The sequence below is a fragment of the Hungatella sp. SB206 genome (assembly GCF_051132295.1).
GTDB classification, from domain to species: Bacteria; Bacillota; Clostridia; order Lachnospirales; family Lachnospiraceae; genus Hungatella; species Hungatella effluvii.
Window position 1 is genome coordinate 6,982,000 of sequence record NZ_CP096603.1, and the last position, 24,136, is coordinate 7,006,135.

The window sequence follows — 24,136 nt, forward strand, 5'->3', positions numbered from 1 at the left end:
CCGGGGTGTTCCCGTCTGTTTTTTTATTAAGTGCCCTTAGTATAACACAAAAAACGTGATTATTCCACACTCTTGAGCGATTCCACCATATCAATTCCCTTCAGCTTATAATACATGACGAGATTTACGAACGCGGAAAACGCATAAGTCATCAAAACACTATATGCGTAGCTTATAGGTCTGATCTGCCTCCCGAACATCAGCATATCCACCTCCACCGTGGTCATCACGTAGCGGTGCAGGAAATATCCCATCACGATGCCAACCATGCTCCCGAGTATGGTAAGCATAATATTTTCCCGGTATACGTAGGCCGCCAGCTCCGGATTGTAAAATCCCAGCACCTTCATTGTCGCAAGTTCCCGCTGGCGTTCGTTGATATTGATATTATTCAGGTTATAGAGCACTACAAAGGCCAGAAGCCCCGCCGATATAATGAGTACCCAGATTACCACATTCAGACTGTCCAGCATATCGCTGATCTGCCCCCGCATCGTGCCGATAAAGGTCACCGTCATCACGGAATCGAAAGACAGAAGCTCCGTCCCCAGCCGGTTCTGCGTCTCCTCATTCAAATCCTTTATATCAAGAAACATGGTGTTATACTCAGGCGCCTTTCCATAGACCTTCTCATACAGAGCCGGTGTCATATACACGTAATGATGAAGATAATTTTCTGCAATTCCTCCCACCACCACAGGATAAAGCACCCCCTCATCCTCCTTCAGATAAATGGTATCGCCTTTCTTTACATTCAACAGCCCCGCCATTTTCTCCGTAATCAGCACGTGGTCGTCATCCAGAGCATACGCCTCCCGGCTCTCCCTGCTGCGCAGGTGGACGAACCGGTCCACCTCCTCCAAGTCCTCCGGAACAAATAAATAGGCTTCCTTTGTCACATCGCCTGCCGAGACATCGAGGATGGTTTCCTCCACCCGGAGCCACGCGTCCACATCTCCCTGGGAGACAAAGGACCGGAGCGCCTTCTGCTCCGCTTCATCCGCCTCGTCGTCTGTCTGTACCAGCACATCGTACGTCCAGATATCGTTATACTGCTTCTCGCCCAGTGTGGAAATGGAGTCATTTAAACCAAACCCCACCAGGAGCAGCGCCATGCATCCGCCGGTTCCGAAGATTGTCATCAGACACCGTTTTTTATAGCGGAACAAATTGCGCACTGTGGCCTTTTGTATGAACTTAAGCCGTTTCCACAGCGGTGTCACGTATTCCAGCAGCACCCGTTTTCCCTGCTTCGGCGGTACCGGCCGCATCAGCGCCGCCGGCGACGACAGCAGTTCCTTGTAACTGGAAAATACGGTTGCCAGAACCGTACACGCCAGAGCCAGACCGGAGGCCAGAAACGCATAATAGAGGTTAAACGGAGTCAGCATAACCGGAAGATTCTCATACAGGATAAAATACGCCGTCATAATGACGTAGGGAAGCAGCTTCTCTCCCGCCGCCGCACCCAGAATGCTTCCGGCCAGCGTGGCCGCCAGGGCGTAGCCGATATACTTGGAGGCAATGCTCCATTTCCCGTATCCCAGCGCTTTTAGCGTTCCGATCTGCAGCCGCTGTTCCTCCACCATACGGGTCATAGTGGTCAGGCTGACGAGAGCCGCCACCAGGAAGAAGATAAAGGGGAATACCTTCCCGATCGCCCCGATCCGTTCCGCGTCGCTGCCAAACTCCACATACGTCTGGATCGCGTTTCTGTCCAGTACGTACCACTCCGGCTCCTTGATATCGTCAATGTCCTTCTGGGCGTCGTCAATCTTCTTACCCGCATCCGCGATCTTTTCCTCCGCCTCCTGCCTGGAATCCTCGTACTTGACCTTCGCCTCCGCCAAATCCGCCTCGCCGTCGTCCAGCTTCTTCTGCGCCTCCTCAATATTCGCCTCACCCTTTGCGATATCCTTTTCCGCCTTTGGAATCTTTGACTCTCCGTCTGCTATGTCCCGGTGGGCATCCGCGATCTTCACTTCTCCATCGGCAATGTCCCGGTGAGCGTCCGCAATCTTTCCCTCACCATCGGCAATATCCTGTTTTGCATCCGTCACCTTCTGCTCGCCGTCTATAATCTTCTGTCGGGCATCCGCCAGCTGTTCTTCTCCCTCATCCAGCTTGCGCCGGGCGTTTTTCAGCTTCATCTCGCCCTGATCCAGCTTCTTTTTCCCCTTTGCCAGCTCCCTCTTCGCCTTCGCCAGCTCCTTTTTTCCTTCTTTCACGGCCGCGTCACCGTAAGTCAGTTCCTGATAGGAGGCCTGTATCGTATGTACTCCTTCCACCAGAAGCGCCCCCTCACCGCCTGGTATCATCTCCAGATAAGGCGCATACGCATCAATTAAAAAGTCCTCCACCTGGATGCGGCCGATCTCAGAAGGCGTTATATCCAGGGGAATGCCCATGGACAGAAGCCCATTTAAGGCTTTCTTTAAATTTCGTTCCACCTCCGGCGCGTTCTTCCGGTACTCTTTCCAGCCCTCCTTCAGGGTTTCCTGCTGTTCCTCCAGCTCTTCCTTTCCCTCTTCATATTCTTCCAACCCGATCTCGTAATCCAGCCATCCGTCATCCAGTTCCATACGGGCTCCCGGCAGCTCCTCGTCGAATTTCCTGCGGGCGTCCTCCAGCTCCTGTTCCTTGTCGGCAACTTCCTTCCTGGCGTCCTCCAGCTCCTGTTCCTTTTCCGCCAGCGTCACTTTCCCGTCTTCCAATTCCTGTTCTTTCTCCGCCAGTGTCACTTTGGCGTCTTCTAACTCCTGCTCCTTTTCCGCCAGCGTCCGCTTTCCGTCTTCCAGATCGTTTTTTGCATTTTCTAAATCATTTTTTCCCTTTTCCAGATCCGCCCGTCCTTTTAAAATGTCTGTCTTTCCCTCGTCAATCTTCTTCTGCGCGTCTGCGATCTGCCGGGCCGCGTCGTCGAGCTTCCGGTCCGTCTCCGCCGTCTTTTCCGTCAGCTCTCTTCTGGCGTCATTCAGCTTTCGGTTCGCCTCGTCTGTCACCTCTCGGTACCGTACGGCAGAACGCGGTTCTGAGAGCGTATCCTCAATCTCTTTCGTTACGCGGTCCATATAGTCCTGGTACTCATCCGAATAGGACAGAAAAGCTTTTCCCTCCTTCGTCTGGACATAAATGTCGGTAAATACCTCCATGCTGAAATTATCAGGTATTACAGCCATAAAAGTATCGAGACTTCCATCTCCGATGGTCGTCGTCCCCCGTTCCAGAGACAGGTACCGGGAAGACATGCCGATACCCACGATCGTAAACGAATCGTATTTCAGCGTGTCGGAAAGCGCATCATCCGTGCCGGAATAGACTTTTACCGTGTCCCCCAGTGCGAACTGTCCCTGATACGCCTTTCCCCTGTCCATCATGCATTCGCCGGCCCGCTCCGGCATCCGGCCCTCCAGCAGTGTAAACTGGTTGATCGATCTGCTCATCGAAAAAATCCGCACAGTCTTCTCCCGGTCCGCGCCTTCGCAGAGCACATCTGTGGTATAGGCGCCTTCCGCGTACTCCGTCTCCGGGAGCTGGCGCACCGCCTCCACGTCATCCTCCGTCAGGCCCAGGGTGCCGACTATGCGGATATCCATCAAATTCGTTTCATCATAATAGGCATCGGCGGACAGCTCCATGTCTGGTCTTGTGGAGCGGATTCCCGCAAAAAACGCAACTCCGAGCGCAACAATAAAAAGAATCGATAAAAACCGGTTCATGCTGCGCCCTATTTCAACCATAAAGTCCTTGCGTTTTGCGTTCTTCATTTAAACACCATATTCCCCTACCACTCGATCTTTTCCACAGAAAGCGGCCTTTCGTTCAGCACAATACTCCCCGTCTTCCCGTTCTTTATCTGTATCACCCTGTCAGCCATCGGCGCCAGCGCCGAATTATGGGTGATAACAATCACCGTCATCTTTTTCTCCCTGCAGGTATCCTGAAGCAGCTTAAGGATAGCCTTTCCGGTTTGATAATCCAGCGCCCCCGTTGGCTCATCACAGAGCAGAAGCTTGGGATTCTTTGCCAGCGCCCTGGCAATGGACACCCGCTGCTGCTCCCCTCCGGATAGCTGCGCCGGGAAGTTATTAAGCCGCTCCCCCAGTCCTACATCAATCAGAACCCGCTCCGCGTCGAGGGGATTTTTGCAGATCTGAAGCGCCAGCTCCACATTTTCCAGAGCTGTCAGATTCTGAAGCAGATTATAAAACTGAAATACAAAGCCGATATCATTCCTCCGGTAACCCGTCAGCTTCTTCTCCGAGTATGATGCAATGTTGACGCCGTCCACCCGGATTTCCCCCGAGGTGGCGGTGTCCATCCCTCCGAGAATATTTAATACTGTGGTCTTTCCCGCACCGCTGGGACCCACGATTACCACGAATTCACCCTTCTCTATAGTAAAACTGATTCCGTCCACCGCGTGGATGGTGATCTCGCCCATATGATAGCTTTTTCTCACGTCCTTAAGTTCAACAAACGCCAAAAATACCGCCTTCCTTCTATTTACTTTCTATCATGGAAGTCCCTGCCATTCATGACTCTTCTGAAAATCGGTTGTAATACTCTTCTGCCTGAGCTTCACTCAATTGAAACCTTTTCTGCAGTTTCTCAAGGATCTGCTCTCTGGAAATCCCGGTCTCAATATTATCCTGAATCAAAGCCCGGAGGACTTCCTCTCTGCCTTCCTCTCTGCCCTTCTGAATTCCCTCATCCATAAGCATTTGTCCAACCAGTGTCATCTGCATCTCCTCCTTCAGCCGTTTGGCATACATTTTATCAATCACTTTATCTGTAAAGGTTAAAATTCCCGCCAGAACCTTTAACTGCTCCTCCTTCTCCGGCAAATTTCTCGCCAGCCCCACTGCCTTTTCAATAGCCTCCTGCTTACCAGTCCTCCCTTTTACTGTCAGAGGCAAAATCATCAATTCCATCATTTCTTCTTCAGTCAGCCGCTGTCCCCATTCTATTTTTCCTTTCAGCCGCCTGTATATCTCATCACTGTCTCGATTCACAAGATACGCCGACTCTACCAGCAGAATCAGCCCCTCCAGATCATATATTTCTTCTGCACATTCCACATCTGCAGTGTAGATAACCACCATCTTCACCCGTTTTAATTGATTAAGTTCTCCGCGGACTGCAAACCTTTTAATCACCCGGGCAATATAATTTAAGTACTTGACGAAATTTTCTCTGTCAAATGACGACTCATAATCGATAATCGCCAGTGACCCATCACTGAGCAAAAATAAATTATCCAGCCTTAATTCATTGCTCTCAATGGCAGGCAGATTCGTCGGCAGAATATCCATGATCTTCAAGTGCGGAAGTCCGAACGCCGCCAGGCTTTTTCCTTTCAGGGTTTCGGCCATCACTTTCGCTGTAACGTCCTTATTCTGATATGCGATTTCACTCATACCGTTCTCCTTTTATTATATTTTAATATGACAACAGATTCAAGTGTATCCATCTTAATTCACCAAACCGCATCACCCGCCTCTATTCAATTTTTTCACTGCATTTGGATAATTTTTTGACTTGTTAAAACATAGATTATCAGATTTTCGCGGACAGAATGTCCGTGCGAAACGATAGATTCAGCATACTACATATATACTCCGGCGTCAATCACATTTTAAGCGGCAGGGAACCTGATCCGGTTATCCTGCCGCTGATTTACTCACTTCTTCAATTTTCCCATTACCGAACAGCCCCCCGCAACTCCCGTCGCCAGCCCCAGAAACACAGACGCCAGCGTCAGTTTCGGAAACACCTCCGACGGCGGCAGAAGACTCACGGCTCCGCCATACAGATTGAGTCCGGCCGCCACCAGCTCCACCCCCCAGCGGTACCCTGCAAACAGCAGGAAAAGAGGGATGCACATTCCTGCCAGCCCCATAACGAGCCCCTCCACCAGAAACGGCACACTGATAAACTCTTCCCTGGCCCCCATCAGCCGCATGACCCTGGTCTTCCCTTTCTGAGACTCAATACCGACGGAAAGGGTATTGTGAATCAGCAAGATGGAGATCAGGAGAAGAATCGCCGCGCTCCCAGCAATCAGCCTTGATATGACCGTCTTGATACGCAGCAGCGCACGCACCGTATCCGCCGAGTGGGTCACCTTGCGGACTCCCTCCAGACTCTTCACATACTCCACGAAGCCCTCCTGCTGTTCTATCCCTCCGATATAAACCTGATAGTGATTGGACGCCGCCAACGGGTTATCCCCATCAAAGATTCCATCCAGCAGCTCGCCATCCTTGAAGTAATCATTTCGAAAGCCCTCCCAGGCGTCATCCGCGGAAGTATAGACCGTTCTCACGACCTCCGGTCTCTCACGGATTACCCCCCCGATCTCCTCCACCCGTTCGGGTGCTACCGTCTCCTCAAAGAACACGGCCACATAGACCTCTTCTTCCGTCTTCTGCAGCACGCCGTCCAGATTTAAGACTGCGATATAAAAGATGCCAAAGAGAAAAATACACGCCGCCATAGTAAGAACAGAGGCCGCCGTGTAAACCTTGTTATGCCATAGATTTTTAAAGCCCAGCCGGCATAAATACAGCCATGTCCTAAAAGCCATACATCAGACCTCCCCTGCTGTTATCCCTGATCACCTTGCCATACCGCAGCGCGATCTGACGCTTGTGCATGTATTTCACCAGCTCCTGGTTATGGGATACCACCAGCACAGTCGTACCCTGACGGTTAATTTTCTCCAGCAGGCGCATAATCTCTTCCGCGTTCTTCTGATCCAGATTTCCCGTAGGCTCATCGGCCAGAAGAAGGACCGGCTGGTTTACCACCGCCCGCGCCAGGGCCGTCCGCTGTTTTTCCCCGCCGGAGAGCTGTCCCGGATAACATCCGGCCTTTTTCTCCAGGCCCACCTGGCTTAAGACCTCCATGACCCGGTTTCGCATACGTTTATGGTCCGCCTCGACGACACGCTGGGCAAATGCCACATTTTCGTAGACTGTAAAATCCGGAAACAGGCAGAAATCCTGAAATACCATGCCGATATACCGCCGGTAACGGCACACCTGCCGCTCCTTCAGCTGCCTCAAATCGATGCCGTTCACCACGATATTTCCCTGGTCCGCCTCCGTCTCCCTCAGGATCAGCTCCAGAAGCGTCGTCTTTCCGGCTCCGCTGTTGCCCACCAGAAAGACGAATTCCCCCTTTTCAATCTGAAGGCTCACATCGTCAAGGGCTTTTTGCCCCGTTCCATATGTCTTTGTCACTCTGTCGAATAAAATCATGGTGTTATCCACAGTACTCCTCTTTTCCATCACGGTTATCCACGAAATCAAATACCTTTCCCCGAATATCAATACCTGTCTCCGGGATCAGATGTCTTTCTTCTTCAGCTTATAAACAAATGCCAGCACCTTCGCTACGGTCTGGTAGAATTCCTCAGGAATTTCCATATCCACCTCAACACTGGCATACAGCCCCCTTGCCAGAGGCTTGTCTTCCATAATATAAACTCCGTTGGCCTCACCGACCTCCACAATCTTGAGCGCCAGATGATCCGCGCCTTTCGCCAGTACCACGGGAGCCCGGTTCGCATTGGAATCGTATCCCAGCGCTACCGCGAAATGGGTCGGGTTCCTGATGATCACATCCGCCTTCGGGACATTCTGCATCATACGCATGGACGCCATCTGGCGCTGTTTCTCCCGAATCCGTCCCTTGATCTGTGGATCACCCTCCGTCTGCTTGTACTCTTCCTTAATTTCCTGCTTGCTCATGTGCAGATTCTTCTCATACTCCCACCACTGGTATAAGTAATCAAAGGCGGCCAGAAAAATAAAGGCGACCCCCACCGTGTTCACCAGCGACACCGCAGTGTCCCCAACGTACACGAAAGCCGCCTGTACCGTACCGTCCATCAGACGTGCAAACTCGTGGATTCTCCCCTCTATATAACTGTAAATCACCCAGGCCAGGATGGTAATCTTAATCAGCGCCTTTAAAAGCTCCACCACCGAGCGGATGGAAAACATCCGTTTAAAGCCTTTTAAAAGGCTGATCCGGTCCATCTTAAACTTCATGACATCCGTGGAGAATGACATCCTGGTCTGAAAGAACGTCGTGACCACTGCGACTGCCACTCCGATAAAAAGCAAGGGAAGCGCCGCCTGTCCGAACAGGAGCATGGCCTTTAACAGCTTGTCGGACAAATCGTCCGCCGCCAGGGGCGTCGTGGATGCAGCATAAGAAAAGAACAACTCCATAGCCGTCTTCAGCGTGCGGTAAATCTTGGGGGCCAGCGCATTCAGGGAATTAAACAGCACCAGCAGAGAACAGACGGCGATGACGTCGTTGCTCTGAAATACATTTCCTTTTTTTCGTTCGTCCTGCCGCCGTTTCGGGGTGGCTTTCTCAGTCTTTTCGTCTGCCGCCACGTTCATCACTCCCTTCTGTATACAGAATAAAACCTGGTACGCCCTAAGATGCGAACATCATCATGACCTTCTGTACCTCACTCATCATCATCCCGTAATAGGAGTCAATAAACGCCCCGATCGGACGCGCGAACAGCATCATTAATAAAATACCCAGCAGAATCTTTGACTGGATATTAATAACAAACACGTGAATCTGGGGAATCAGCTTCATGAGCACGCCCATGGACACCTCCAGCACGAACTCCGCTGCCACAAAAGGCAGGGCCAGCTTGATTACCATCAGAAAAACACTGCCAAATATACTCACTAGATACCAGGCAATATCCTGAGTCACCAGTCTGGCCGCCCCCACGGGTATCACCTCATACGTATAGGCAAACAGCTTCACCGTCAAAAGATGGCAGCCGGTCGCAAAGAAATACAGAAAAAAGAACACATTGATAAACTGTCCTAAGATAGCGGTCTGGACACCTCCCGCCGGATCCATGACCTTGCCCATGGATAGTCCGAACACCGTATCCATCAAATCTCCTGCCACGTAAACCATATAGAAAAACAGCTGGAACACGCTTCCGATCACCAGCCCCATGATCACCTCGCGGATCAGAGCCTCCGCCATCTGAAAGGTGCTGTAGGCCTGTATGGCGGTAACTCCCTGAGCCGCCGCCGGCGCGATCACCAGGCTGAGCGTCAGCACCAGGCCGGTCTTCACCATGGCAGGAATCCCCCTCCTAGCAAACACCGGATGGACAAAGATCAGTCCGCCCATACGCGCAAATACCAGCAAAAACACATCGAAATACTCTAAAACGCCGTTGTCCATAGCCTATTCCCCGCGTTAAAGCGACGCCATGATCGCAAACAGCTCCACCACAAACTCGTCCATCACCTTAAACATCCAGGACCCCAGAGCCAGAAGCACCAGCGCAATCACCAAAAGCTTTGGGACAAATGTAAGCGTCTGCTCATGAATCTGCGTCGCCGCCTGAAAAATAGCGACGATCAAACCCACGACAATGCTGACGATTAACAGCGGCCCTGCTATTTCAAATGCAACCATCATGGCTTCCTTCATCACTTCCATCACCTGGTCCGCAGTCATACTATGTACCCCCTCATCATCGGAATCCGGCAACCAGCGTCTTGATTACAAGACTCCAGCCGTCTACCAGAACAAACATCATAATCTTAAATGGCAGTGCGATCATGGTAGGCGGCAGCATCACCATACCCATAGACATCAGGGTGCTGGACACCACCAGATCGATAATCAAAAATGGGATATAGATCAGAAATCCCATGGTGAACGCTTTATTTAACTCACTCAAAATAAAGGACGGAACCAGCACCGTCAGCCCCAGTTTCATGTAAGCTTCCGGTCCTCCCGACACATCCGGCACCTCAGACTTTGAGATGGAGAGAAACAGATCCAGACTCTTCTTCTCCGTCTGCTTTAACATAAATTCCTTCATCGGCTCCTGTGCCCGGGTAAACGCCTCTTCCCTCGTGATATCCCCTGCCTTATAAGGCTCGTAAGCCTGCGTATTCACCTTGGCAAACACGGGGCTCATGATGAACAGAGTCAGAAACAGAGCCAGTCCGATCATCACCTGGTTAGGCGGAGACTGCTGTGTGCCCAGAGCATTGCGCAAAAATGAGAGAACAATGATAATCCGGGTAAAACTCGTCATCATAATCAGCAGAGACGGCACCACAGCCAGAAACAGAAACAGGAACATAATATCCAGCATATCCATGGGCTTTCCGCTTCCGGAGCTTCCCTCCAGCGTCAGAGAGATATCCGACGCATATGCGATCTGTCCGCATGCCGCGGACACCCTGATAAATGCCGCCAGACTGATAAGCCCCCTGGCAATTTTCCTTTTCCCCTTCATCATAAGTCTCTCCCGTTTCTCTTCTGTCTTCCGTCCTGCTGCCGTCCGTCTTTTTTGACCAGCGTTTTGAGCTGCTCCGTAAATACAGACGCAAAGTCCGGCGAAACCTCCGCCGGACTCTTTTTCTCATAAGTCTCCAGTTCCTCCAGTCTGGTGATACCGGCCGGAGATACTCCCACAAGCAGAATCCGTCCCTGAACATCGACAATCATTAAGTAGCTGTCCCGTCCCACCGCCAGGCGGTCCAGAATCTTCATATCGCCGGACTGCTGCCTTCCGTTCATCCCTCTCCCCAGCATCCTTGTGGTGATGTATGCCAGAACGAGAACCAGTATCAGTACAATCAGATAAAATAACACTTTAAGAACCGCCATATTAATCCCTCTTGCCGACTATCTCAATAATTCTTGCGGCAAACTTCTCATCTGTCACTAAAACGTCGCCTTTTCCTATCAGTTTACCATTGACCACCACATCAGCCGGCGAACCCGCCTGCTTATCCAGTGTCAGAATCTGCCCCTTCTGCAGGGCCAGAATGTCCTTTACGCTGCAGACCGTGCCGCCGATTCGGACAGACACGTCAAGCGTAATATCCCGGAGTTTTTTCCTCTCCTCACCGATGTTTTCCACCTGATTGTCCACAGGCACATACTTAAATTCCGGAAATGACACTTCCCGGAACGAAACAGTCTTCTCTTTTTTCTTAAAAGCCAGATCCTCCGCCTGCACCGGCTCCTCTGCTGCCGTCTCCTGTCCCATGACCGGAATTCCGAAGATTTCCTGAAGCTCCTCCGTGGCGATTCCAATGACCTCGGCCGCCAGAACACCGTCGATCTCCAGATGGAGGCGGATCAGCACCAGCTGCTGCTCCCTGTCCCACCGGCGGATCGTATCCAGAATCCGTTCCGCACTGTCAAATGCCGTGACACGGGTCAGTATCTCGCCCATCTCACGCCCCAGGAAATCACCCAGATCATCCATGGCCGCTCCCATACACTGGGACGCCACCTCTTTTAATGTACTTAAAGCGATCTCGTCAAGCGGACTCTCCGTATTTACCGGCAGTCCCATAATAAAATTGGAGATCTTCACCATATCCGCCCTGTCAAATACGTACAGCTGCGGAACACGCAGCCCCTCAGCCGTTCGTTCTGCCTCGATCACCACATTGAAATGGGGCAGATATTCCACCAGGGCCTCCATATCCGTCTCGCCAAGCTCTGTCACCGTCGCCCTGGCATTCCTGCCAAGAAGAGAAGCCAGCGTATTGCAGACAGGCACCGATTCCATTTCCAAAAGCTCTGTCAACGCTTCCTGATCCAAATATCCCATACTCTTCCTCCCGGCTATAATACCTTATTAATCTCGACCGCCTTGCGCAGCTTCGTATGACCAAGCTTCGCCTCGAAGCAGGCCACGTCTTCCACGTAAATATCAATGCTGCTGTCCACTTTTTTATTGAGAGGCACTACGTCCCCCGGCTGAAGCTGGAGAATATCCTGGGCATCCAGAGAAAATTCGTGGAAAATCGCCCGCAGCTCCACTTCCGATTCCAGCAGATGCTGCTCGATATAGCCTCTCTTGGCCAGCTGCTTCGCCTCGTCCTTCTTCTGGCTGACCGCGTAGGAATACCCAAACTTCGAAGTCAGCTCCTCCACATTAGGTGCCGGCATCACCAGATTTAATACCGCCGAAAGCTTGTCGATCAGCACCTCCAGCTCCACCTGTATCACCACGTCCTCGGGCGCGCTCACCTGAAGCAGGTGAGGATTCGTCTGAAGGCCGGCCAGCGCCGCATCCACGTCCAGATATTCCTTCCAGGAGTCACCGATAAATTCCGTGATCTTTCCCAGTAAATACTGGAGAATCGCCTTTTCAATGTCTGTAAAATCACGGCTCAGCTCATACTCCGTGCCTGCGCCGCCGAGAAGGCGTTCAATCATGAAAAAGGCCAGTCTGGTGTCCACCTCGAGCACCAGAGGAGCCTCATTATAATCCTTGTTGTCAGGGATTAGGGTAATCATGCCAAAAAGAGACCGGTCAGGAACTGAATTGCTGAATTCCTGATACCGTCTCTCCACAATACCCGTTACGCTTATTTCGCAGTAGGACTGCATCAGTCCCGTCAGATACGGTGCAAGAGCACGTGCAAAACTGTCATATAAGTTCTCCACCGTACTCATGCGCTCTTTCGTAAATTTCTTGGGCGATTTAAAATCGTATGTCTTTATCACTGTGCTGTACCTTCCTGTCCCCCGCTCATATCCGCCGGCATGTCGACCGGAAACAGCGGATCCATCGTCTCCATACCGTCTATGTTATCCTCAGATATCTTATATTCATTTCCCAATATGATCATGTCCACCCGGCGGTTCATCTCCCGCCCTTCCTTCGTGCTGTTGTCCGCGATGGGGTAGTATTTGCCGTAACCGCGGCAGATCAGCTTCTTCGGTTCCATCCCGACATTCTCCTCTAAGTAGATCGCCACGTTATCGGCGCGTTCAGAGGAAAGCAGCCGGTCGTTGATCAGAGAATTAGCCGCCTGAGCCGTGTGCCCGTTAATATAGATGGCCATAATCTCATCCTGCCTGTCCTTCAGCATAATTCCCAGAGCCTCCAGCATGGATTTGCTGTTCTCCTGTAAGACCGCACTGTCCGGGGCGAACAGCAGATCATTCTTAAACCGTATGTAGACCGCATTCTCGCTGTCGGAGACAACGGCATCCAGATTCTCCATCTGGAAATACGACTGGATGTCCTTCGCCATATCGGCCATAGCCAGAGATGAGGCAGACTGCGCCCCCGCTCCGCTGCCGGTGTTAAACTGAGAACCTTCTCCCTCCGGGGCATTGGCTCCCTCACTGATGCTGGGATACTTCAGATCCTGCGGTACATCCTCTAAGTCGCTGGTTGTCTCAATTCCCAGCTGACGCTGCATCGCCGCCGCGATCTCTTCCAGCTTGCTGATATTTACATTGGAAATACTGTATAGCAGTACAAAGAAGGTCAGGACAAGGGTTATCATATCCGCGTAGGTATTTAACCACTCCTGACCGCCTCCTTCTTCTCTTCGTTTCTTCATGTTATTTACCAATCTCCAGGGCTTTTAATGCCATGCTCTTTGCAATATTCAGCGCTGTCACATTGGCCTCATAGGCGCGGGTGGCGGCCATCAAATCCACCATCTCCTCGGCGCTGTTTACGTTCGGCATCATGACATACCCGTCCTCATTGGCGTCTGGATGATCCGGATCGTACACCGGAACGAGAGGATTCTGGCTCTCCACCACTTCCTCCACATAGACTCCGCCGCGGTCCGCCTTCGTCATAGCCCTGCCCAGCTCGGACTTAAAATCCAGCTGATTTTCCCGCAGCACCACCTGTTTCCTACGGTAGGGGCCTCCCTCTGCCGTTCTTGTCGTATTCTGGTTCGCCAGGTTCTGCAGGATGATATCCGTGCGGAACCGTTCTGCCGTCAAGGCCGAACCCGTTATATTGAGAGAATCCAAATACCCCATAAGCCGCTCCTTTTATTTACCCGTATTGTTAATCACATATCTGAGCGTGGAAAGCTTTCCCGACATCCGGGACGTCATCGCTGAATACTCAGTGTACGCCTTCCATAAGTCCAGTTCCTCTTTTTCCACCTGTACGTTATTCCCGTCCGGCCTGGCCTCCGTGTCGTTATCTGTACCGACAACCGCCTGGTACACAGGACCGTTCCCATCTGCCGCCTCTTTTAAGACCTGCTTAAACTCCACCTTTTTCGCCTTAAAATCCGGTGTCTCCACGTTAGCGATGTTATGGCTGGCGACCTGCTGCTTCAGCCACATCGCATCCAGCCCGCTCTGCAGCGCCCGAAACGCTGCGTCCTCAAATAATGGCATATGTACGCTCCTTATCTCATCCGGTATGTCCCATCCGAACCTGCTTATCCGCCTGGGAAAACGCCTCCTTCAGTTCGGTAATCATGGGGAGAACTTCCTCCACCGGTTCCGGACTCTTCTTAATGTTCGCCTGAAGGATCTGATAGTTAAAATATTCATAAAGGGAAGCCAGCCCTCCCGACACCTCATACTGGTGATCCAGTGTGGTTGATAAGTGGGTGACGATAGCCTGCGCCTTCTTAAAATGGGCGTTGCTTCCTTCATAATCGTTCTGTTCCAGGCTCACGAGCCCCTTGTTCAAGCGGTTGATCACCTCGTCAAACAGCAGATTGATCATGTCGCCCTGTGTCATGGTCATGACAGACTGTTCTTTATATCTTGCATATGGGTTTTGCATAATGATTACTCCTTTATCATGATGAGAACTGCTGGGTCAGCCAGGAACTCTGGCTGTTCATGTTGGAAATGGCCTGCTCCATAGCGTTAAACTGCTTCCAGTAACGGGTCCTCTCCAGTTCATACTTGGTATTTAACTTCGACAGTGTCTCGGATATGCGCTTCATCTCATCATAGATCGTGTTGCTGGTAATCAGCACATCCTTGGTACCCGCGTAGCGAACCATGCTTCCCGGACTTCCGCTGCTGACATTGGCTGCTTCCTTGATCGCCGCCTGCAGCTTTACCGCGACGCCCTGCTCCTTATCCGTAAAAAGCTTCCGGATATTGTCAGCATTCGTCGCCACCATGGACTTTAACGTCTCCTCGTCGATGATCAGCTTGCCATTGTCGCGCCAGTTATCGGAGGTCTCGATCCCGATATCGTAAAGCGCAAGCCCCGCGTCCTCTACACTGCTGTAAAGCACCATTCTCATATCACTTAAAAAGCTGGAGACGTTGGAATCGTTATGAAGGAGCCCCTTCTTCGATTTTTCCTCCCAGAGTTCGATCTCCCGGTCACTCATCTCTTTCTTCTGGGCGTCTGTCAGCGGGGCGTACTTCTTGTAGGTTGCCTCCTCCGCCACATAGCTGTTCAGCTCTTCAATCAGAGTGTTATAATCTTCTACAAAACTCTTTAAACTATCTATTATTTTATCAGTATCCCGAGACGTAGTCAAGCTAATTGGGGGGGCACCGGCACTGGTTGTGCCTGTTAATTCTATGGTAATTCCATCCAATTCAAAAGTATTGGTATTTCTCTCCATGGTAACGCCGTCGACGGTGATTTTAGCGTTTTGACCAGCGGTGATTTGGGCGGTCATTTTGGGGTCGTAAGTATAAACAGACGTACCAAATAAATCTTTGATGTACTGGTCTGTGGCATCATCCATGCCGGATATGGAGACACTGCCTCCTCCGCCTGAAATTTCCAGTTTTCCATTCGAAAATGTCACACTGGCTCCGGATGCAGCTTGAATCGCATTCACAATTTCCGTATCCGCGTTCGAACCTGACAGATCAATGACCTGCAATGTGCCATCCGGTGAAGTAATCTGAATGGATCCAGAATTGGGCCTGGGTGACACTACATTGGACTGAACGGTACGAGCCGTTTGCACCAAAGAAATATTTTCTGAACCAAACAGCGCTTTAAGCGATTTTTTTCCCTCACTGTCCGTTCCCGTGGAATCTGTGCCTGCCTTAATTTCCAGAGGACCTGAAGTTCCGGTAATATTAAGCCTTCCATCCTGGAAGGAGGCACTGACTCCTGCCACTGCATTCAGTTTCTGAACCAGCGAATCAATACTTCTGTTTAAATCAATTGTTACGTCTCCTGCGGTTCCTTTTACCGTAATTTTGCCCCGCAGTCCTACCGGATCAGACCCGGATAACAGGTTATCACCCGCGCCGAATCCGAGACTGGCCGCAAATCCTTTGGTCAAATTATCCGCAGTAAAACCAACCTTATGTTCCGCAGACGTCAACACCACCATATCGGTTCCAGGCACAGCAGGATTTTCTCTTGAACTAAATCGTACCGCCTCTGTCCCAAATTTCCGGTCCAGCTGTGAATTAATCGCATCTAAAACGCTCTGTGAGGTCTCATATTTACTGTTTCCGGTTTTCCCCTCCAGCGTAATCTCTACATCTTTTCCATCGACCTGAAACACCAGCTTCTCATCATTTCCGCTGTTTAATACTCTCCTGACCTCGTCTAAACCGATTGCAGTGCTTCCCGTCAGCTCCTTTGAAAAAAGAGAGGACTGAACTCCGGTAGCTTCCACGCCAAACATTGAAGTAAGCAGAGTTCCATAGGTCTGCTTCATCGTAATGTTTGATATCGCACCAGTCGAAGTCGATTCCATAATAAACTTATCCGCCGCTGAAGAATACGACACTTTCACTCCCGCATCGCTGTTATTAATGGCACTGATGACATCGCTCAGCGTGGAATTATCCGTCAGCCCCTTGATTGACACACCGTTAATCTCAAACTCATATCTTCCGCCCTGGGGTTTATTGGCAAAGTTCATATTTTTCAGGGAAGTTCCGTAATCGAGCTTATTGGAGAATCCAGTCCCAAATCCAAGATTTTTCACGGTATCCGCATCTCCTGAGGATTGAATAATCACTCTTCTCGAAGAGTCCACAGAATTGGAGGTTGGATTTCCCGCTGCATCCAACTGCACTAATTCCATGGTTCCGCTATTGCTTCCCGATGCCGGTGTATATTTCATACCAACCGCAGTACCGAAATTCCGATACAGCGCCTGGTTAATATTCTTTAACGTGTCCGTATCATCTGCACCTGCCGTAAATGTGATTGTACGATTCACCCCATCCAGCGTAGCCGAGAACGAATATGTACTGCCATTTGTAAACTGCCTTAATTCCGCGCCGCTGCCAACCGGTGTTCCGGTCACATTTCCCGCCGTTTTCACAGTACAGGCCGTGGCGAGACGGTCAATCGAGTCAATCTTCATGCTGCTGACCGCATTTCCTGACACCGATGTGACCTTGATATTCGACGAACTGCTGACACCGGTCATGGTATTGTATAAGCTGCTGCTCATCAGGTTCGTGTCGCCGCTTCCATAATAAGAGAAATACTTATCGCTGAAGGTATTGATCTTCGTTATGAGGCTGCGGTAGATATCCTGCTTCCACTCCAGCTGCTGTTTTAGTCCGGTCTGCTTGTCGATCTTGGACTGGGTTCCAGACAGCATGCTCTGTACCATGCTTTCCGTATCCATGCCAGAGGCAAGCCCCGCTATATAGTTTTTATTGCCGCTGTTGCTGACGGTATTAATCGATGACGTCGATGACATCGCGCTTCCCCCTATCTTTTCTGATTATAGAGCATGCCCTTCGCTCCCTGGTCCATCTGTTTTAAATATCCTGTAAATTTCGTATTTGTGTTGTTCTTCCTGATTTTCTCCTGCAGAAGATCCCTGACCCGTTCCATCTCGGCCCGCGCGCCGGGCTCCAGTTCCTGTATTCTCGATATCACACGGAAGATTTCCTGACCCTCAGAAAAAAGTGCCTGTTCCTCTTCATTTAACGTCCTGAAATCCCACCTGTTCTTCGAAATCTCATAGAGCCGCCTGCCCTCCGGTGAAAAATGCTTCATCGCCTTCATCCGCTCATCAATTCCGTCTATCTCTTCGATCAGGCGCTGCCTGGCCGCGATCCCGGCCTCAAACTCTTCCGCCTCCCTGTATTCCTGCGAGGCGATGCGGCTGGTCTCCTCCTCATACTGAAGAAAGCAGGCTTTCTTCTCATGGAGAAGTTTCCGCATCTCATCAAGCATCTCCATGATTTTCCTCCTGCTTCTCTTCCTCTTCTTCGGCCGTCATTGCCCGTAAATTTCTGGACAACTGGAATACCTTTAATAAGTCGACCTTATCCGATGCCTCTTTATTATTCTCAACCGTCAAATACAGCTCTGTACGGCAGATCTTCATATCCTCAGGAGCCGATATTCCCAGACGCACCTTGTCTCCCTTTACCTCGGTAACGAATATCTCGATATCGTCGCCGATTTTGATTGATTCGCCCTTCTTTCTGGATAGTATCAGCATTCGTCATCCCCCGCTTCCTCATCGAAAATAGGCTGTCGTATGGCGTAATCCTGTTCCAGGATCACCTGTACCGCCAGATTCGTCTTGTGGTTGATGATAATCGGGCTCTTTAAATTGACTGTAGATTTGCGGAAGGTATCCCCTATGACCATGAGGACCCAGCAGTCTAAATCGTCCTCGGGCACTGCCTGAAGCATGATCAGAACGTCCTGCATGACCACCGGTGCGTAATCCCGCCTTACCTCCAGGGGATTCAACATGATAAAGCAGACATTCTTCTGTTCAATCGACTGCAGCCAGCAGATTCCATTTCCCATGTTGGAATCATTGACCAGAACGAACTGGGTGAACTCCTCAAAGCCAAAGATCGGCTGCTTAAACGTTATGATATTTTTCTCTTCTATTTCGAGGATTCCAAAATCTCTTGTCTCTATCTTCAAGTTTTTCCCTCCGCATCTTTCACCATGTTATTCTTCATAAGCCGGATTTGCACTCGGCGGAACGTACATGGGCTCACCTATGTACTCGATATCCACTCTTGGATACTGCTCCACATTTACATTCAGCTCGCCCGGCACGTAAACCGATTCCGTCTTCTGTACCTTCGGCTCAAAATTCACGGAGGCCGGTGCGAAATCAATGGCCAGATCCGCCGGAGTCCAGGAAATATCCGCTCCCACGGAAGGGATAAATCCGATTCCTGTCGTCACATTCGTCTGCGCGAGCATCTGATTTTTCATGATATCCGCCACCGTGACTCCATCCTGAATCTGCATCATCTGGTTGCCGACTCTCGAATACTGGGCTGTTGCATCGGCGGCGGCTTTCAGCCCCGCCTGGGCCGCATCACTCATCAATCCCCTGGCCGTCTTAAATCCCATGCTGTCTCTGGAGCGTGAGCTATCAATATTTACTTTAATATTTTCAGATTTCATATTCAGGTGCCCCGGGTTCTGTATGATGCCGATCTCCGGGTCCGGGATCTCGCTGTCCAGCCTGGCCCGCTGCGACGTCATAGACAACCTGATGGGCGTTGTCGTAATTTTCAATACATTCATGTCATGACACCTCTTCTCCTGATATTATTTCATGAAATCAAAAATCGAGGGTGGTATAATGCTGGATCCAAGCTGCAGGGTTACCATCCAGGCTGTTTCATAAGACTTGTTATTGACGGCCTCCGTCTCCACGCTTACCGCCTCCAGATTCTTCTGGGTCTCCTTGAGATTGACAAGGCCGCTCTCCAGACGATCCTTCGTGCGGTCTAAAAGCTTCTCCCTTGTACCGATCTCAGAGGTTGCTATCGAAATATTGCTCTGCTTCTTCTTAAGCTGTGTAAGCGTGTCCATGGCGCCGCTCTTATCTCCATCCTTTAACTGGCCTTCTATCTTCCCAATCAGGCTGTACAGGTTATTGGGGAGTCCCTGATCATCGGTACCATAGCCCAGCACATCAACACCCGATGTGGAAATCCGGATTCCGGTTCCTGCCGTGTTCGTGCCGCTGGCGTAGGTTCCAAAGCCAATATCCAGATAAACCGGTTTATTTTCATTGAAATGGGTAGCCGGATCATCCGGGTCATAAGCGTCTACCGCCTTGCCGTTAAACAGCAGGTTTCCATCCGCGTCCAGCGTAAATGGCGCCTCCCCGTTTGCCGAACCGGAAAACAGGAATTTATCTCCATATCTGGCATTCATGGTCTGTAGAATCTCTTCCTTCAGTCCTCCCAGCTCCTCGGCAATCGCATCCAGAATGTCCTGGCTGCTGGCGCCGCCCGCCCTGGTTGCCTTCTCGAAAACGGTCTCCAGTATAGAATTAATCGTTGCAATATTGGAATCTGCCGTGTCCAGCTCTCCCACTGCATTTTTCACTGTATTGATATGTTCCTCGCTCCTGGCGATCTGATCACGCACGGTAAATGCCTTGGCAGCCGCCGCCGGATCCTCGGAAACATGATTATACTGCCTCTGAGAAGTCAGCTTCAGGTTTGAGGACGCCAGATTCGCTACATTTCTCTGGAGGTTCCTGTTATACATTGCCGTCATCATATTTTCTGTAATTCTCATATGCCCCTCTTTACCTTCCTACCAACCCCATCTGGTTGATAATCATATCCAGCTGTTCATCCATGGTTGTCATCAGTCTTCCCAGTGCCGAGTATGCCTTGTTATAGGTCATCATGTTAATACCTTCTTCGTTAAGTGACACTCCCGACACGCCCATGCGGTCCGATTCCACGCTCTCCGCAATTGCGAGAGACGCCTTGAGCCTGGAGTCATTGGTCTTTTTATCGGTTCCCAGTGTATTGGTGTATCCCGTGATGAACTCACTGAAGGTCCCAGTAAATTTGTCACTGCCTTCCCCGAATTCAAAATCCTTCTCCAGAGCCGCTTTCATGGCAAGAATATCCTCATTATCGAGATCTCCATCCGGATTCTTTTTTCGGATAATATAGGCGGAATCCTTTGTCCACATATCACTGATCCGGATATTGCCGGCGCTGACCTTTCCATTAAAATCTCCCTGAATCAGAGTCTTAAACGGTCCCGGCTTATTCGGATCATCCTCGTGAACCATGCTGTTAAATACATTTGCCATGGTCTGCGCGAAATCGTCCAGTTTTCGCTCATAGTAGGGAATTCCTGCGTTCAATGAATTATTGCCGGTCAGCATATCTTCGAATCCCTTGATTGCTCCGGCCCCCAGATTGGCCGTCGTCCCGTCTCCCCAGGAAAGCGTGGTTCCATCCAGTCCGATTCTCACCGCATCGTTGCTGTAATTTCCGCCGTTGGCGTCGACCACCAGCTTCCCGCCCAGCTTCACCTGAATTCTTCCCTGATCCAGTGAAATGACTTCCAGCTTCCCGTATCGTGACAAATCGTCGAGAATGGTATTTCTCTGATCCAGAAGGTCATTCGGTCCGTAGTTCACGCCGTCATAATCATCGTTGACAAATATCTCGTGGGCGATGGACTTATTCAAATCGCTGAGCTGTTTTAACTTCGTGTTAATGTCATCCACAGCGATAGACAGATCATTTTTCGTCTGTTCCTCCAGACTCTTTAAGTTGGTATCGTATTCATTCAGCACCTGGGTAATGCCCTTAAATGCATTCAGCACAATATTGGCGTTGGTCTCCTGGTACGGATGCTGGCTGAAATCCGCCAGTGCCTGAGAAAGTACGGTAAGCGCATCCTTGATACCGGTCCCTTCCACCTCGGGATCACTCAAGATACCTTCCATCTGCTCCATGACAGCTGCCTTCTGGTCGAAATAACCCACGTCCGAATACTGCTCCCGGAATTTCGTATCCAGATAGGGATTTCTGATCTGGCTCACACCGCTTGCGTCCACGCCCTGGCCAGCCAGCGGTATGGAGCTGTACTGGAACCTGTCGCTTCCGTAAACCTGTACGGAAACGGTATCGAGGCGTTGTCTCGTATAGCCCTTTGTATTAATATTGCTGATGTTGTTGCCGATGATATCGAGAGCCTTCTGGTTCACCATCAGCCCGCGTTTGGCCGTTTCCAGCCCCATAAATGTCGGTCTCAATTCTTCACTCTCCTATACCGGTCCCCCATCAGACCTTTTTCTCAAACCGCTGGCCTTTGGGTCCCACCGTCTTCCCGTAGATGCCGGTTGGATTTCCCACCAGCCGCGCATCCAGTCCCATCTTCTCCAGTTCCGACTTAGCCAGGCTTTCCGCCTTTTCATTATAAAAACGGATATTACCGATCGCCCCATCCAAACGCCGGTATAAGTCTGTCAGCTGTTTCCGTTCCTCTCCGCCGCACGACTCCGCGACCTCCTGAAGCGTCTTTCCAGTAAGCCCCATTCTCCCAAACAGTTCCTGACGTCTCTGCTCCATATTCTGAAGCTGTTTATCCATGGCCTGCTGCATCATGATGGATTCCTCGATCTTGTCAAGTTCCTTTGTCATCAGAAGCCCCAGTTTTTCCACCTGCTTCTGTTCCATTTTTTCAAGCATTTCTGTATATTCCGTCAGAAAACGAATTATCTCTTCCAATTTTTTTCCCTCTCTATAAACCGCTCATCAGCCTTTTCGCAATCTGTTCCGCCGACACCTGGTACGTGCCTTCGGACACCTGCTGTTTTAACGCCGCGATCTTATCCGCCGGGGCGCCCTCGTCCATGGACTTCCTAAGCGTCGCCGCAAATGACGATGCTTCGCTCTTTTTCGCGCCGTCACTGCTGATGCAGATGGCGTCACCACGCATTTTTTTATCGGCCGATGCCGGGACAGAAACGGATTTTTCTGCATGCCTGCCACTGTTTACCGCGTTTTGATAAACGGAATAATTCCTCGTAACTTTCACATCCATATCCCCGACTTCCTTTCTCTCACTGATTGTTCTGCTAACTCTATAATATTTATCGGACAGTATCCTGGAAACTTTATAGTTTGAGGGATATTTTTTAGTTTTTTTGAATTTATTTTGGGGGAGTGATGTACTTTTATGGATAAAAAAACGAACCTGCGGCGGCGGAAGGGCTCAGAAAATGAATTCTGAGGCCGGCGCCGCTTGACTGGTTCGTTTTGGGGATAGTTTGGTTTAGTAAGTTTTATAGGATAATTTATTTTGAAGTGGTTCAATGACGAGGTTCCTTTTTCACCATCAGGATTGCCTGAATCAGTGCGCTGGTCACCTCTGAGGCGAACATCTCCTCATTCTTTCTTCTGCGTTCGTCATCCTGTTCATTCATAACCACATAGTGCGGCTTCAGGCGGTTCAATGCCAGCGCAGCAATATCTTTTTTACACTTATCGCATTTGCAGCAGTTAAAGCGGTCGAGTGTTGCATCCAGCTTCGATATAACCAGTTCCTCCATCAGGTTGACCAGAACCATATTCTGTTCTTCCTTTACTGGCATGGAAACCGCCGGCCGGCGAATAGCCTTCGCCATACTGGCGGCAGTCGGAACAGGAGATATATTTCCCATAAGTCCGGCAGCTCCCGCTTCCATGGTGACGGCGCTTTCATCCACCCCGGGAACGACATTTCCTCCCTTTTTCGCGGCAGAAGGCATAATCTTCCGGTACATCATCTCTTTATCTATTTCTGATCTGCTCTTAGCCATTTGCTTCAAGCCCCCTTTGGAAGAGTTCGTCCGCCAGTTTCTCATAGTCCTTTACTGCATTGCAGGCAGGAGCATATTCCAGCACTGATTTCTGCAGCGACTGGGCTTCACGAAGTGCCACGCTTTCCCGGATGTAGGCGTTCATGACCGGGAAATCCAAATCAGCAGCCACCATATTAAGCGTGCCTTCCACTTCTCTGCTGAACCGGGTTCTCGGGTTATGCTTCGTTAAAAAAGCCCCTAAAACCTTTATATCGGGATTACAGTAGCTTTTCACCCGTTCAATTGTCTCGTTTAACTGCATAATTCCCTGCAGGCTGAAAATGTCCGACAGCATCGGCATCAAAATATAATCAGCCGCTGTAAATGCATTTACCGTCAGAATTCCCAATGCCGGAGGAGAATCAATAAATATGTAATCGTAATAGGGCTTCAGCGAATCCAGGGCCATCTTCAAAAGGAACTCTCTTCTTGCCCCTGTAAATTCAAGTTCAATACTGCTGAGCAAAATATTGGAAGGAATCAGGTCCACCAAAGACGATTTCTGAACCGCATACTTAGGCTTTAATTCTCCCTTCAAAACATCGTAAATCGTTGCACAGCCATCTGTTTCAGCGCCCATACTGAAACTTAAATTCCCCTGTGGATCCATATCCACCGCCAGTACCCGGTAACCTTTTGACTTAAATACCGAGGCAAGCACATACGCCGATGTCGTCTTTCCGACACCGCCCTTTTGATTTGACAACGCAATGGTAGCTGCCATGAGAATTCCCCCATAACTTACAATTTTCCACACAATATGACATTATTGTTAT

Annotated in this window: 27 protein-coding genes; all 27 read right to left on the reverse strand. The window is 50.3% G+C overall.

Translation table 11 applies throughout. The annotated features are described in order from the left end of the window. Positions 1–59: 59 nt before the first annotated feature. The gene (locus M1L66_RS31105; RefSeq protein WP_434689532.1) at positions 60–3,767 is read right to left on the reverse strand and encodes an FtsX-like permease family protein; all 3,708 of its coding nucleotides are present in this window, start codon (positions 3,765–3,767) and stop codon (positions 60–62) included. Positions 3,768–3,784: 17 nt separating this feature from the next. Then, the gene (locus M1L66_RS31110) at positions 3,785–4,444 is read right to left on the reverse strand and encodes an ABC transporter ATP-binding protein (protein ID WP_051079379.1); all 660 of its coding nucleotides are present in this window, start codon (positions 4,442–4,444) and stop codon (positions 3,785–3,787) included. A gap of 91 nt (positions 4,445–4,535) precedes the next feature. Next, complete coding sequence (locus tag M1L66_RS31115) at positions 4,536–5,420, reverse strand: hypothetical protein (protein WP_434689533.1); 885 nt, start codon at positions 5,418–5,420, stop codon at positions 4,536–4,538. 263 nt (positions 5,421–5,683) lie between these two features. Continuing rightward, positions 5,684–6,589 (reverse strand): cell division protein FtsX, encoded by a 906-nt coding sequence (locus tag M1L66_RS31120; protein WP_434689535.1) that lies wholly within the window; start codon positions 6,587–6,589, stop codon positions 5,684–5,686. After that, positions 6,579–7,295 carry a cell division ATP-binding protein FtsE gene (gene ftsE / locus M1L66_RS31125; RefSeq protein ID WP_187023805.1) on the reverse strand — a complete coding sequence of 239 codons (717 nt, stop codon included), beginning with the start codon at positions 7,293–7,295 and terminating at the stop codon, positions 6,579–6,581. The genes M1L66_RS31120 and ftsE overlap by 11 nt, the downstream gene beginning before the upstream one ends. A 57-nt stretch (positions 7,296–7,352) precedes the next feature. After that, the gene (gene flhB, locus M1L66_RS31130; RefSeq protein ID WP_434694358.1) at positions 7,353–8,414 is read right to left on the reverse strand and encodes a flagellar biosynthesis protein FlhB; all 1,062 of its coding nucleotides are present in this window, start codon (positions 8,412–8,414) and stop codon (positions 7,353–7,355) included. 43 nt (positions 8,415–8,457) lie between these two features. Then, complete coding sequence (locus tag M1L66_RS31135; protein ID WP_187023804.1) at positions 8,458–9,240, reverse strand: flagellar biosynthetic protein FliR; 783 nt, start codon at positions 9,238–9,240, stop codon at positions 8,458–8,460. Between the two features lie 15 nt (positions 9,241–9,255). Beyond that, positions 9,256–9,519, reverse strand: a complete 264-nt coding sequence (fliQ, locus tag M1L66_RS31140) for a flagellar biosynthesis protein FliQ (protein WP_025532318.1) — start codon at positions 9,517–9,519, stop codon at positions 9,256–9,258. A gap of 16 nt (positions 9,520–9,535) precedes the next feature. Next, positions 9,536–10,174: a flagellar type III secretion system pore protein FliP gene (gene fliP, locus M1L66_RS31145; RefSeq protein ID WP_434694360.1), complete on the reverse strand. Its 639-nt coding sequence runs from the start codon at positions 10,172–10,174 to the stop codon at positions 9,536–9,538. A gap of 137 nt (positions 10,175–10,311) precedes the next feature. Then, positions 10,312–10,686 carry a flagellar biosynthetic protein FliO gene (fliO, locus tag M1L66_RS31150; protein WP_002605076.1) on the reverse strand — a complete coding sequence of 125 codons (375 nt, stop codon included), beginning with the start codon at positions 10,684–10,686 and terminating at the stop codon, positions 10,312–10,314. A 1-nt stretch (position 10,687) separates the two neighbouring features. Next, positions 10,688–11,644: a FliM/FliN family flagellar motor switch protein gene (locus M1L66_RS31155; RefSeq protein WP_434689539.1), complete on the reverse strand. Its 957-nt coding sequence runs from the start codon at positions 11,642–11,644 to the stop codon at positions 10,688–10,690. Between the two features lie 14 nt (positions 11,645–11,658). Further along, on the reverse strand, positions 11,659–12,546 hold the full coding sequence (locus M1L66_RS31160; RefSeq protein WP_434689541.1) for a flagellar motor switch protein FliM: 888 nt from the start codon (positions 12,544–12,546) through the stop codon (positions 11,659–11,661). Beyond that, positions 12,543–13,394, reverse strand: a complete 852-nt coding sequence (locus tag M1L66_RS31165; protein WP_187023800.1) for an OmpA/MotB family protein — start codon at positions 13,392–13,394, stop codon at positions 12,543–12,545. The genes M1L66_RS31160 and M1L66_RS31165 overlap by 4 nt, the downstream gene beginning before the upstream one ends. Before the next feature lies 1 nt (position 13,395). Next, positions 13,396–13,830, reverse strand: a complete 435-nt coding sequence (flgC, locus tag M1L66_RS31170) for a flagellar basal body rod protein FlgC (RefSeq protein WP_434689543.1) — start codon at positions 13,828–13,830, stop codon at positions 13,396–13,398. 12 nt (positions 13,831–13,842) lie between these two features. After that, entirely contained in the window at positions 13,843–14,199 is a 357-nt protein-coding gene (locus M1L66_RS31175) for a flagellar basal body rod protein FlgB (RefSeq protein ID WP_002605081.1), read from the reverse strand. A 16-nt stretch (positions 14,200–14,215) separates the two neighbouring features. Continuing rightward, positions 14,216–14,596, reverse strand: coding sequence for a flagellar export chaperone FliS (gene fliS / locus M1L66_RS31180; protein WP_002605082.1), 381 nt, complete (start codon positions 14,594–14,596; stop codon positions 14,216–14,218). Positions 14,597–14,612: 16 nt separating this feature from the next. Beyond that, on the reverse strand, positions 14,613–17,465 hold the full coding sequence (fliD, locus tag M1L66_RS31185) for a flagellar filament capping protein FliD (RefSeq protein ID WP_434689546.1): 2,853 nt from the start codon (positions 17,463–17,465) through the stop codon (positions 14,613–14,615). A gap of 11 nt (positions 17,466–17,476) precedes the next feature. Further along, complete coding sequence (locus M1L66_RS31190) at positions 17,477–17,953, reverse strand: hypothetical protein (protein ID WP_002605084.1); 477 nt, start codon at positions 17,951–17,953, stop codon at positions 17,477–17,479. Beyond that, positions 17,940–18,218, reverse strand: a complete 279-nt coding sequence (gene csrA / locus M1L66_RS31195) for a carbon storage regulator CsrA (RefSeq protein WP_025531624.1) — start codon at positions 18,216–18,218, stop codon at positions 17,940–17,942. Before csrA ends, M1L66_RS31190 begins: the two co-directional genes overlap by 14 nt. Continuing rightward, entirely contained in the window at positions 18,212–18,658 is a 447-nt protein-coding gene (gene fliW, locus M1L66_RS31200) for a flagellar assembly protein FliW (RefSeq protein WP_187023797.1), read from the reverse strand. Before fliW ends, csrA begins: the two co-directional genes overlap by 7 nt. 27 nt (positions 18,659–18,685) lie before the next feature. Beyond that, positions 18,686–19,276, reverse strand: a complete 591-nt coding sequence (locus M1L66_RS31205; RefSeq protein WP_055659071.1) for a DUF6470 family protein — start codon at positions 19,274–19,276, stop codon at positions 18,686–18,688. 24 nt (positions 19,277–19,300) lie between these two features. Continuing rightward, the gene (locus M1L66_RS31210; RefSeq protein ID WP_434689549.1) at positions 19,301–20,284 is read right to left on the reverse strand and encodes an FgL, flagellar protein; all 984 of its coding nucleotides are present in this window, start codon (positions 20,282–20,284) and stop codon (positions 19,301–19,303) included. A gap of 10 nt (positions 20,285–20,294) precedes the next feature. Beyond that, positions 20,295–21,770, reverse strand: coding sequence for a flagellar hook-associated protein FlgK (gene flgK, locus M1L66_RS31215; RefSeq protein ID WP_187023796.1), 1,476 nt, complete (start codon positions 21,768–21,770; stop codon positions 20,295–20,297). 28 nt (positions 21,771–21,798) lie between these two features. Next, the gene (gene flgN, locus M1L66_RS31220) at positions 21,799–22,245 is read right to left on the reverse strand and encodes a flagellar export chaperone FlgN (protein ID WP_187023795.1); all 447 of its coding nucleotides are present in this window, start codon (positions 22,243–22,245) and stop codon (positions 21,799–21,801) included. Positions 22,246–22,258: 13 nt separating this feature from the next. Next, the gene (locus tag M1L66_RS31225; RefSeq protein WP_002605091.1) at positions 22,259–22,561 is read right to left on the reverse strand and encodes a flagellar biosynthesis anti-sigma factor FlgM; all 303 of its coding nucleotides are present in this window, start codon (positions 22,559–22,561) and stop codon (positions 22,259–22,261) included. Positions 22,562–22,829: 268 nt separating this feature from the next. After that, the gene (locus tag M1L66_RS31230; RefSeq protein WP_187023794.1) at positions 22,830–23,318 is read right to left on the reverse strand and encodes a late competence development ComFB family protein; all 489 of its coding nucleotides are present in this window, start codon (positions 23,316–23,318) and stop codon (positions 22,830–22,832) included. Then, entirely contained in the window at positions 23,311–24,084 is a 774-nt protein-coding gene (locus tag M1L66_RS31235; RefSeq protein WP_187023793.1) for a ParA family protein, read from the reverse strand. The genes M1L66_RS31230 and M1L66_RS31235 overlap by 8 nt, the downstream gene beginning before the upstream one ends. Positions 24,085–24,136 lie beyond the last annotated feature (52 nt).

Coding starts and splice junctions, on each gene's coding strand:
- M1L66_RS31175 (WP_002605081.1), bottom strand. CDS start 14,199: ATGCCATTATTTGAGGACGCAGCGTTTCGGGCGCTGCAGAGCGGGCTG.
- M1L66_RS31135 (WP_187023804.1), bottom strand. CDS start 9,240: ATGGACAACGGCGTTTTAGAGTATTTCGATGTGTTTTTGCTGGTATTT.
- fliQ (WP_025532318.1), bottom strand. CDS start 9,519: ATGACTGCGGACCAGGTGATGGAAGTGATGAAGGAAGCCATGATGGTT.
- M1L66_RS31165 (WP_187023800.1), bottom strand. CDS start 13,394: ATGAAGAAACGAAGAGAAGAAGGAGGCGGTCAGGAGTGGTTAAATACC.
- M1L66_RS31235 (WP_187023793.1), bottom strand. CDS start 24,084: ATGGCAGCTACCATTGCGTTGTCAAATCAAAAGGGCGGTGTCGGAAAG.
- ftsE (WP_187023805.1), bottom strand. CDS start 7,295: ATGGAAAAGAGGAGTACTGTGGATAACACCATGATTTTATTCGACAGA.
- M1L66_RS31210 (WP_434689549.1), bottom strand. CDS start 20,284: ATGAGAATTACAGAAAATATGATGACGGCAATGTATAACAGGAACCTC.
- fliP (WP_434694360.1), bottom strand. CDS start 10,174: ATGGATATGCTGGATATTATGTTCCTGTTTCTGTTTCTGGCTGTGGTG.
- M1L66_RS31105 (WP_434689532.1), bottom strand. CDS start 3,767: ATGAAGAACGCAAAACGCAAGGACTTTATGGTTGAAATAGGGCGCAGC.
- M1L66_RS31115 (WP_434689533.1), bottom strand. CDS start 5,420: ATGAGTGAAATCGCATATCAGAATAAGGACGTTACAGCGAAAGTGATG.
- M1L66_RS31190 (WP_002605084.1), bottom strand. CDS start 17,953: ATGGAGATGCTTGATGAGATGCGGAAACTTCTCCATGAGAAGAAAGCC.
- fliS (WP_002605082.1), bottom strand. CDS start 14,596: ATGCAAAACCCATATGCAAGATATAAAGAACAGTCTGTCATGACCATG.
- M1L66_RS31110 (WP_051079379.1), bottom strand. CDS start 4,444: ATGGGCGAGATCACCATCCACGCGGTGGACGGAATCAGTTTTACTATA.
- M1L66_RS31155 (WP_434689539.1), bottom strand. CDS start 11,644: ATGGGATATTTGGATCAGGAAGCGTTGACAGAGCTTTTGGAAATGGAA.
- fliD (WP_434689546.1), bottom strand. CDS start 17,465: ATGTCATCGACGTCATCGATTAATACCGTCAGCAACAGCGGCAATAAA.
- csrA (WP_025531624.1), bottom strand. CDS start 18,218: ATGCTGATACTATCCAGAAAGAAGGGCGAATCAATCAAAATCGGCGAC.
- M1L66_RS31120 (WP_434689535.1), bottom strand. CDS start 6,589: ATGGCTTTTAGGACATGGCTGTATTTATGCCGGCTGGGCTTTAAAAAT.
- M1L66_RS31205 (WP_055659071.1), bottom strand. CDS start 19,276: ATGAATGTATTGAAAATTACGACAACGCCCATCAGGTTGTCTATGACG.
- M1L66_RS31225 (WP_002605091.1), bottom strand. CDS start 22,561: ATGGATGTGAAAGTTACGAGGAATTATTCCGTTTATCAAAACGCGGTA.
- M1L66_RS31230 (WP_187023794.1), bottom strand. CDS start 23,318: ATGGCTAAGAGCAGATCAGAAATAGATAAAGAGATGATGTACCGGAAG.
- fliO (WP_002605076.1), bottom strand. CDS start 10,686: ATGGCGGTTCTTAAAGTGTTATTTTATCTGATTGTACTGATACTGGTT.
- flgC (WP_434689543.1), bottom strand. CDS start 13,830: ATGGGGTATTTGGATTCTCTCAATATAACGGGTTCGGCCTTGACGGCA.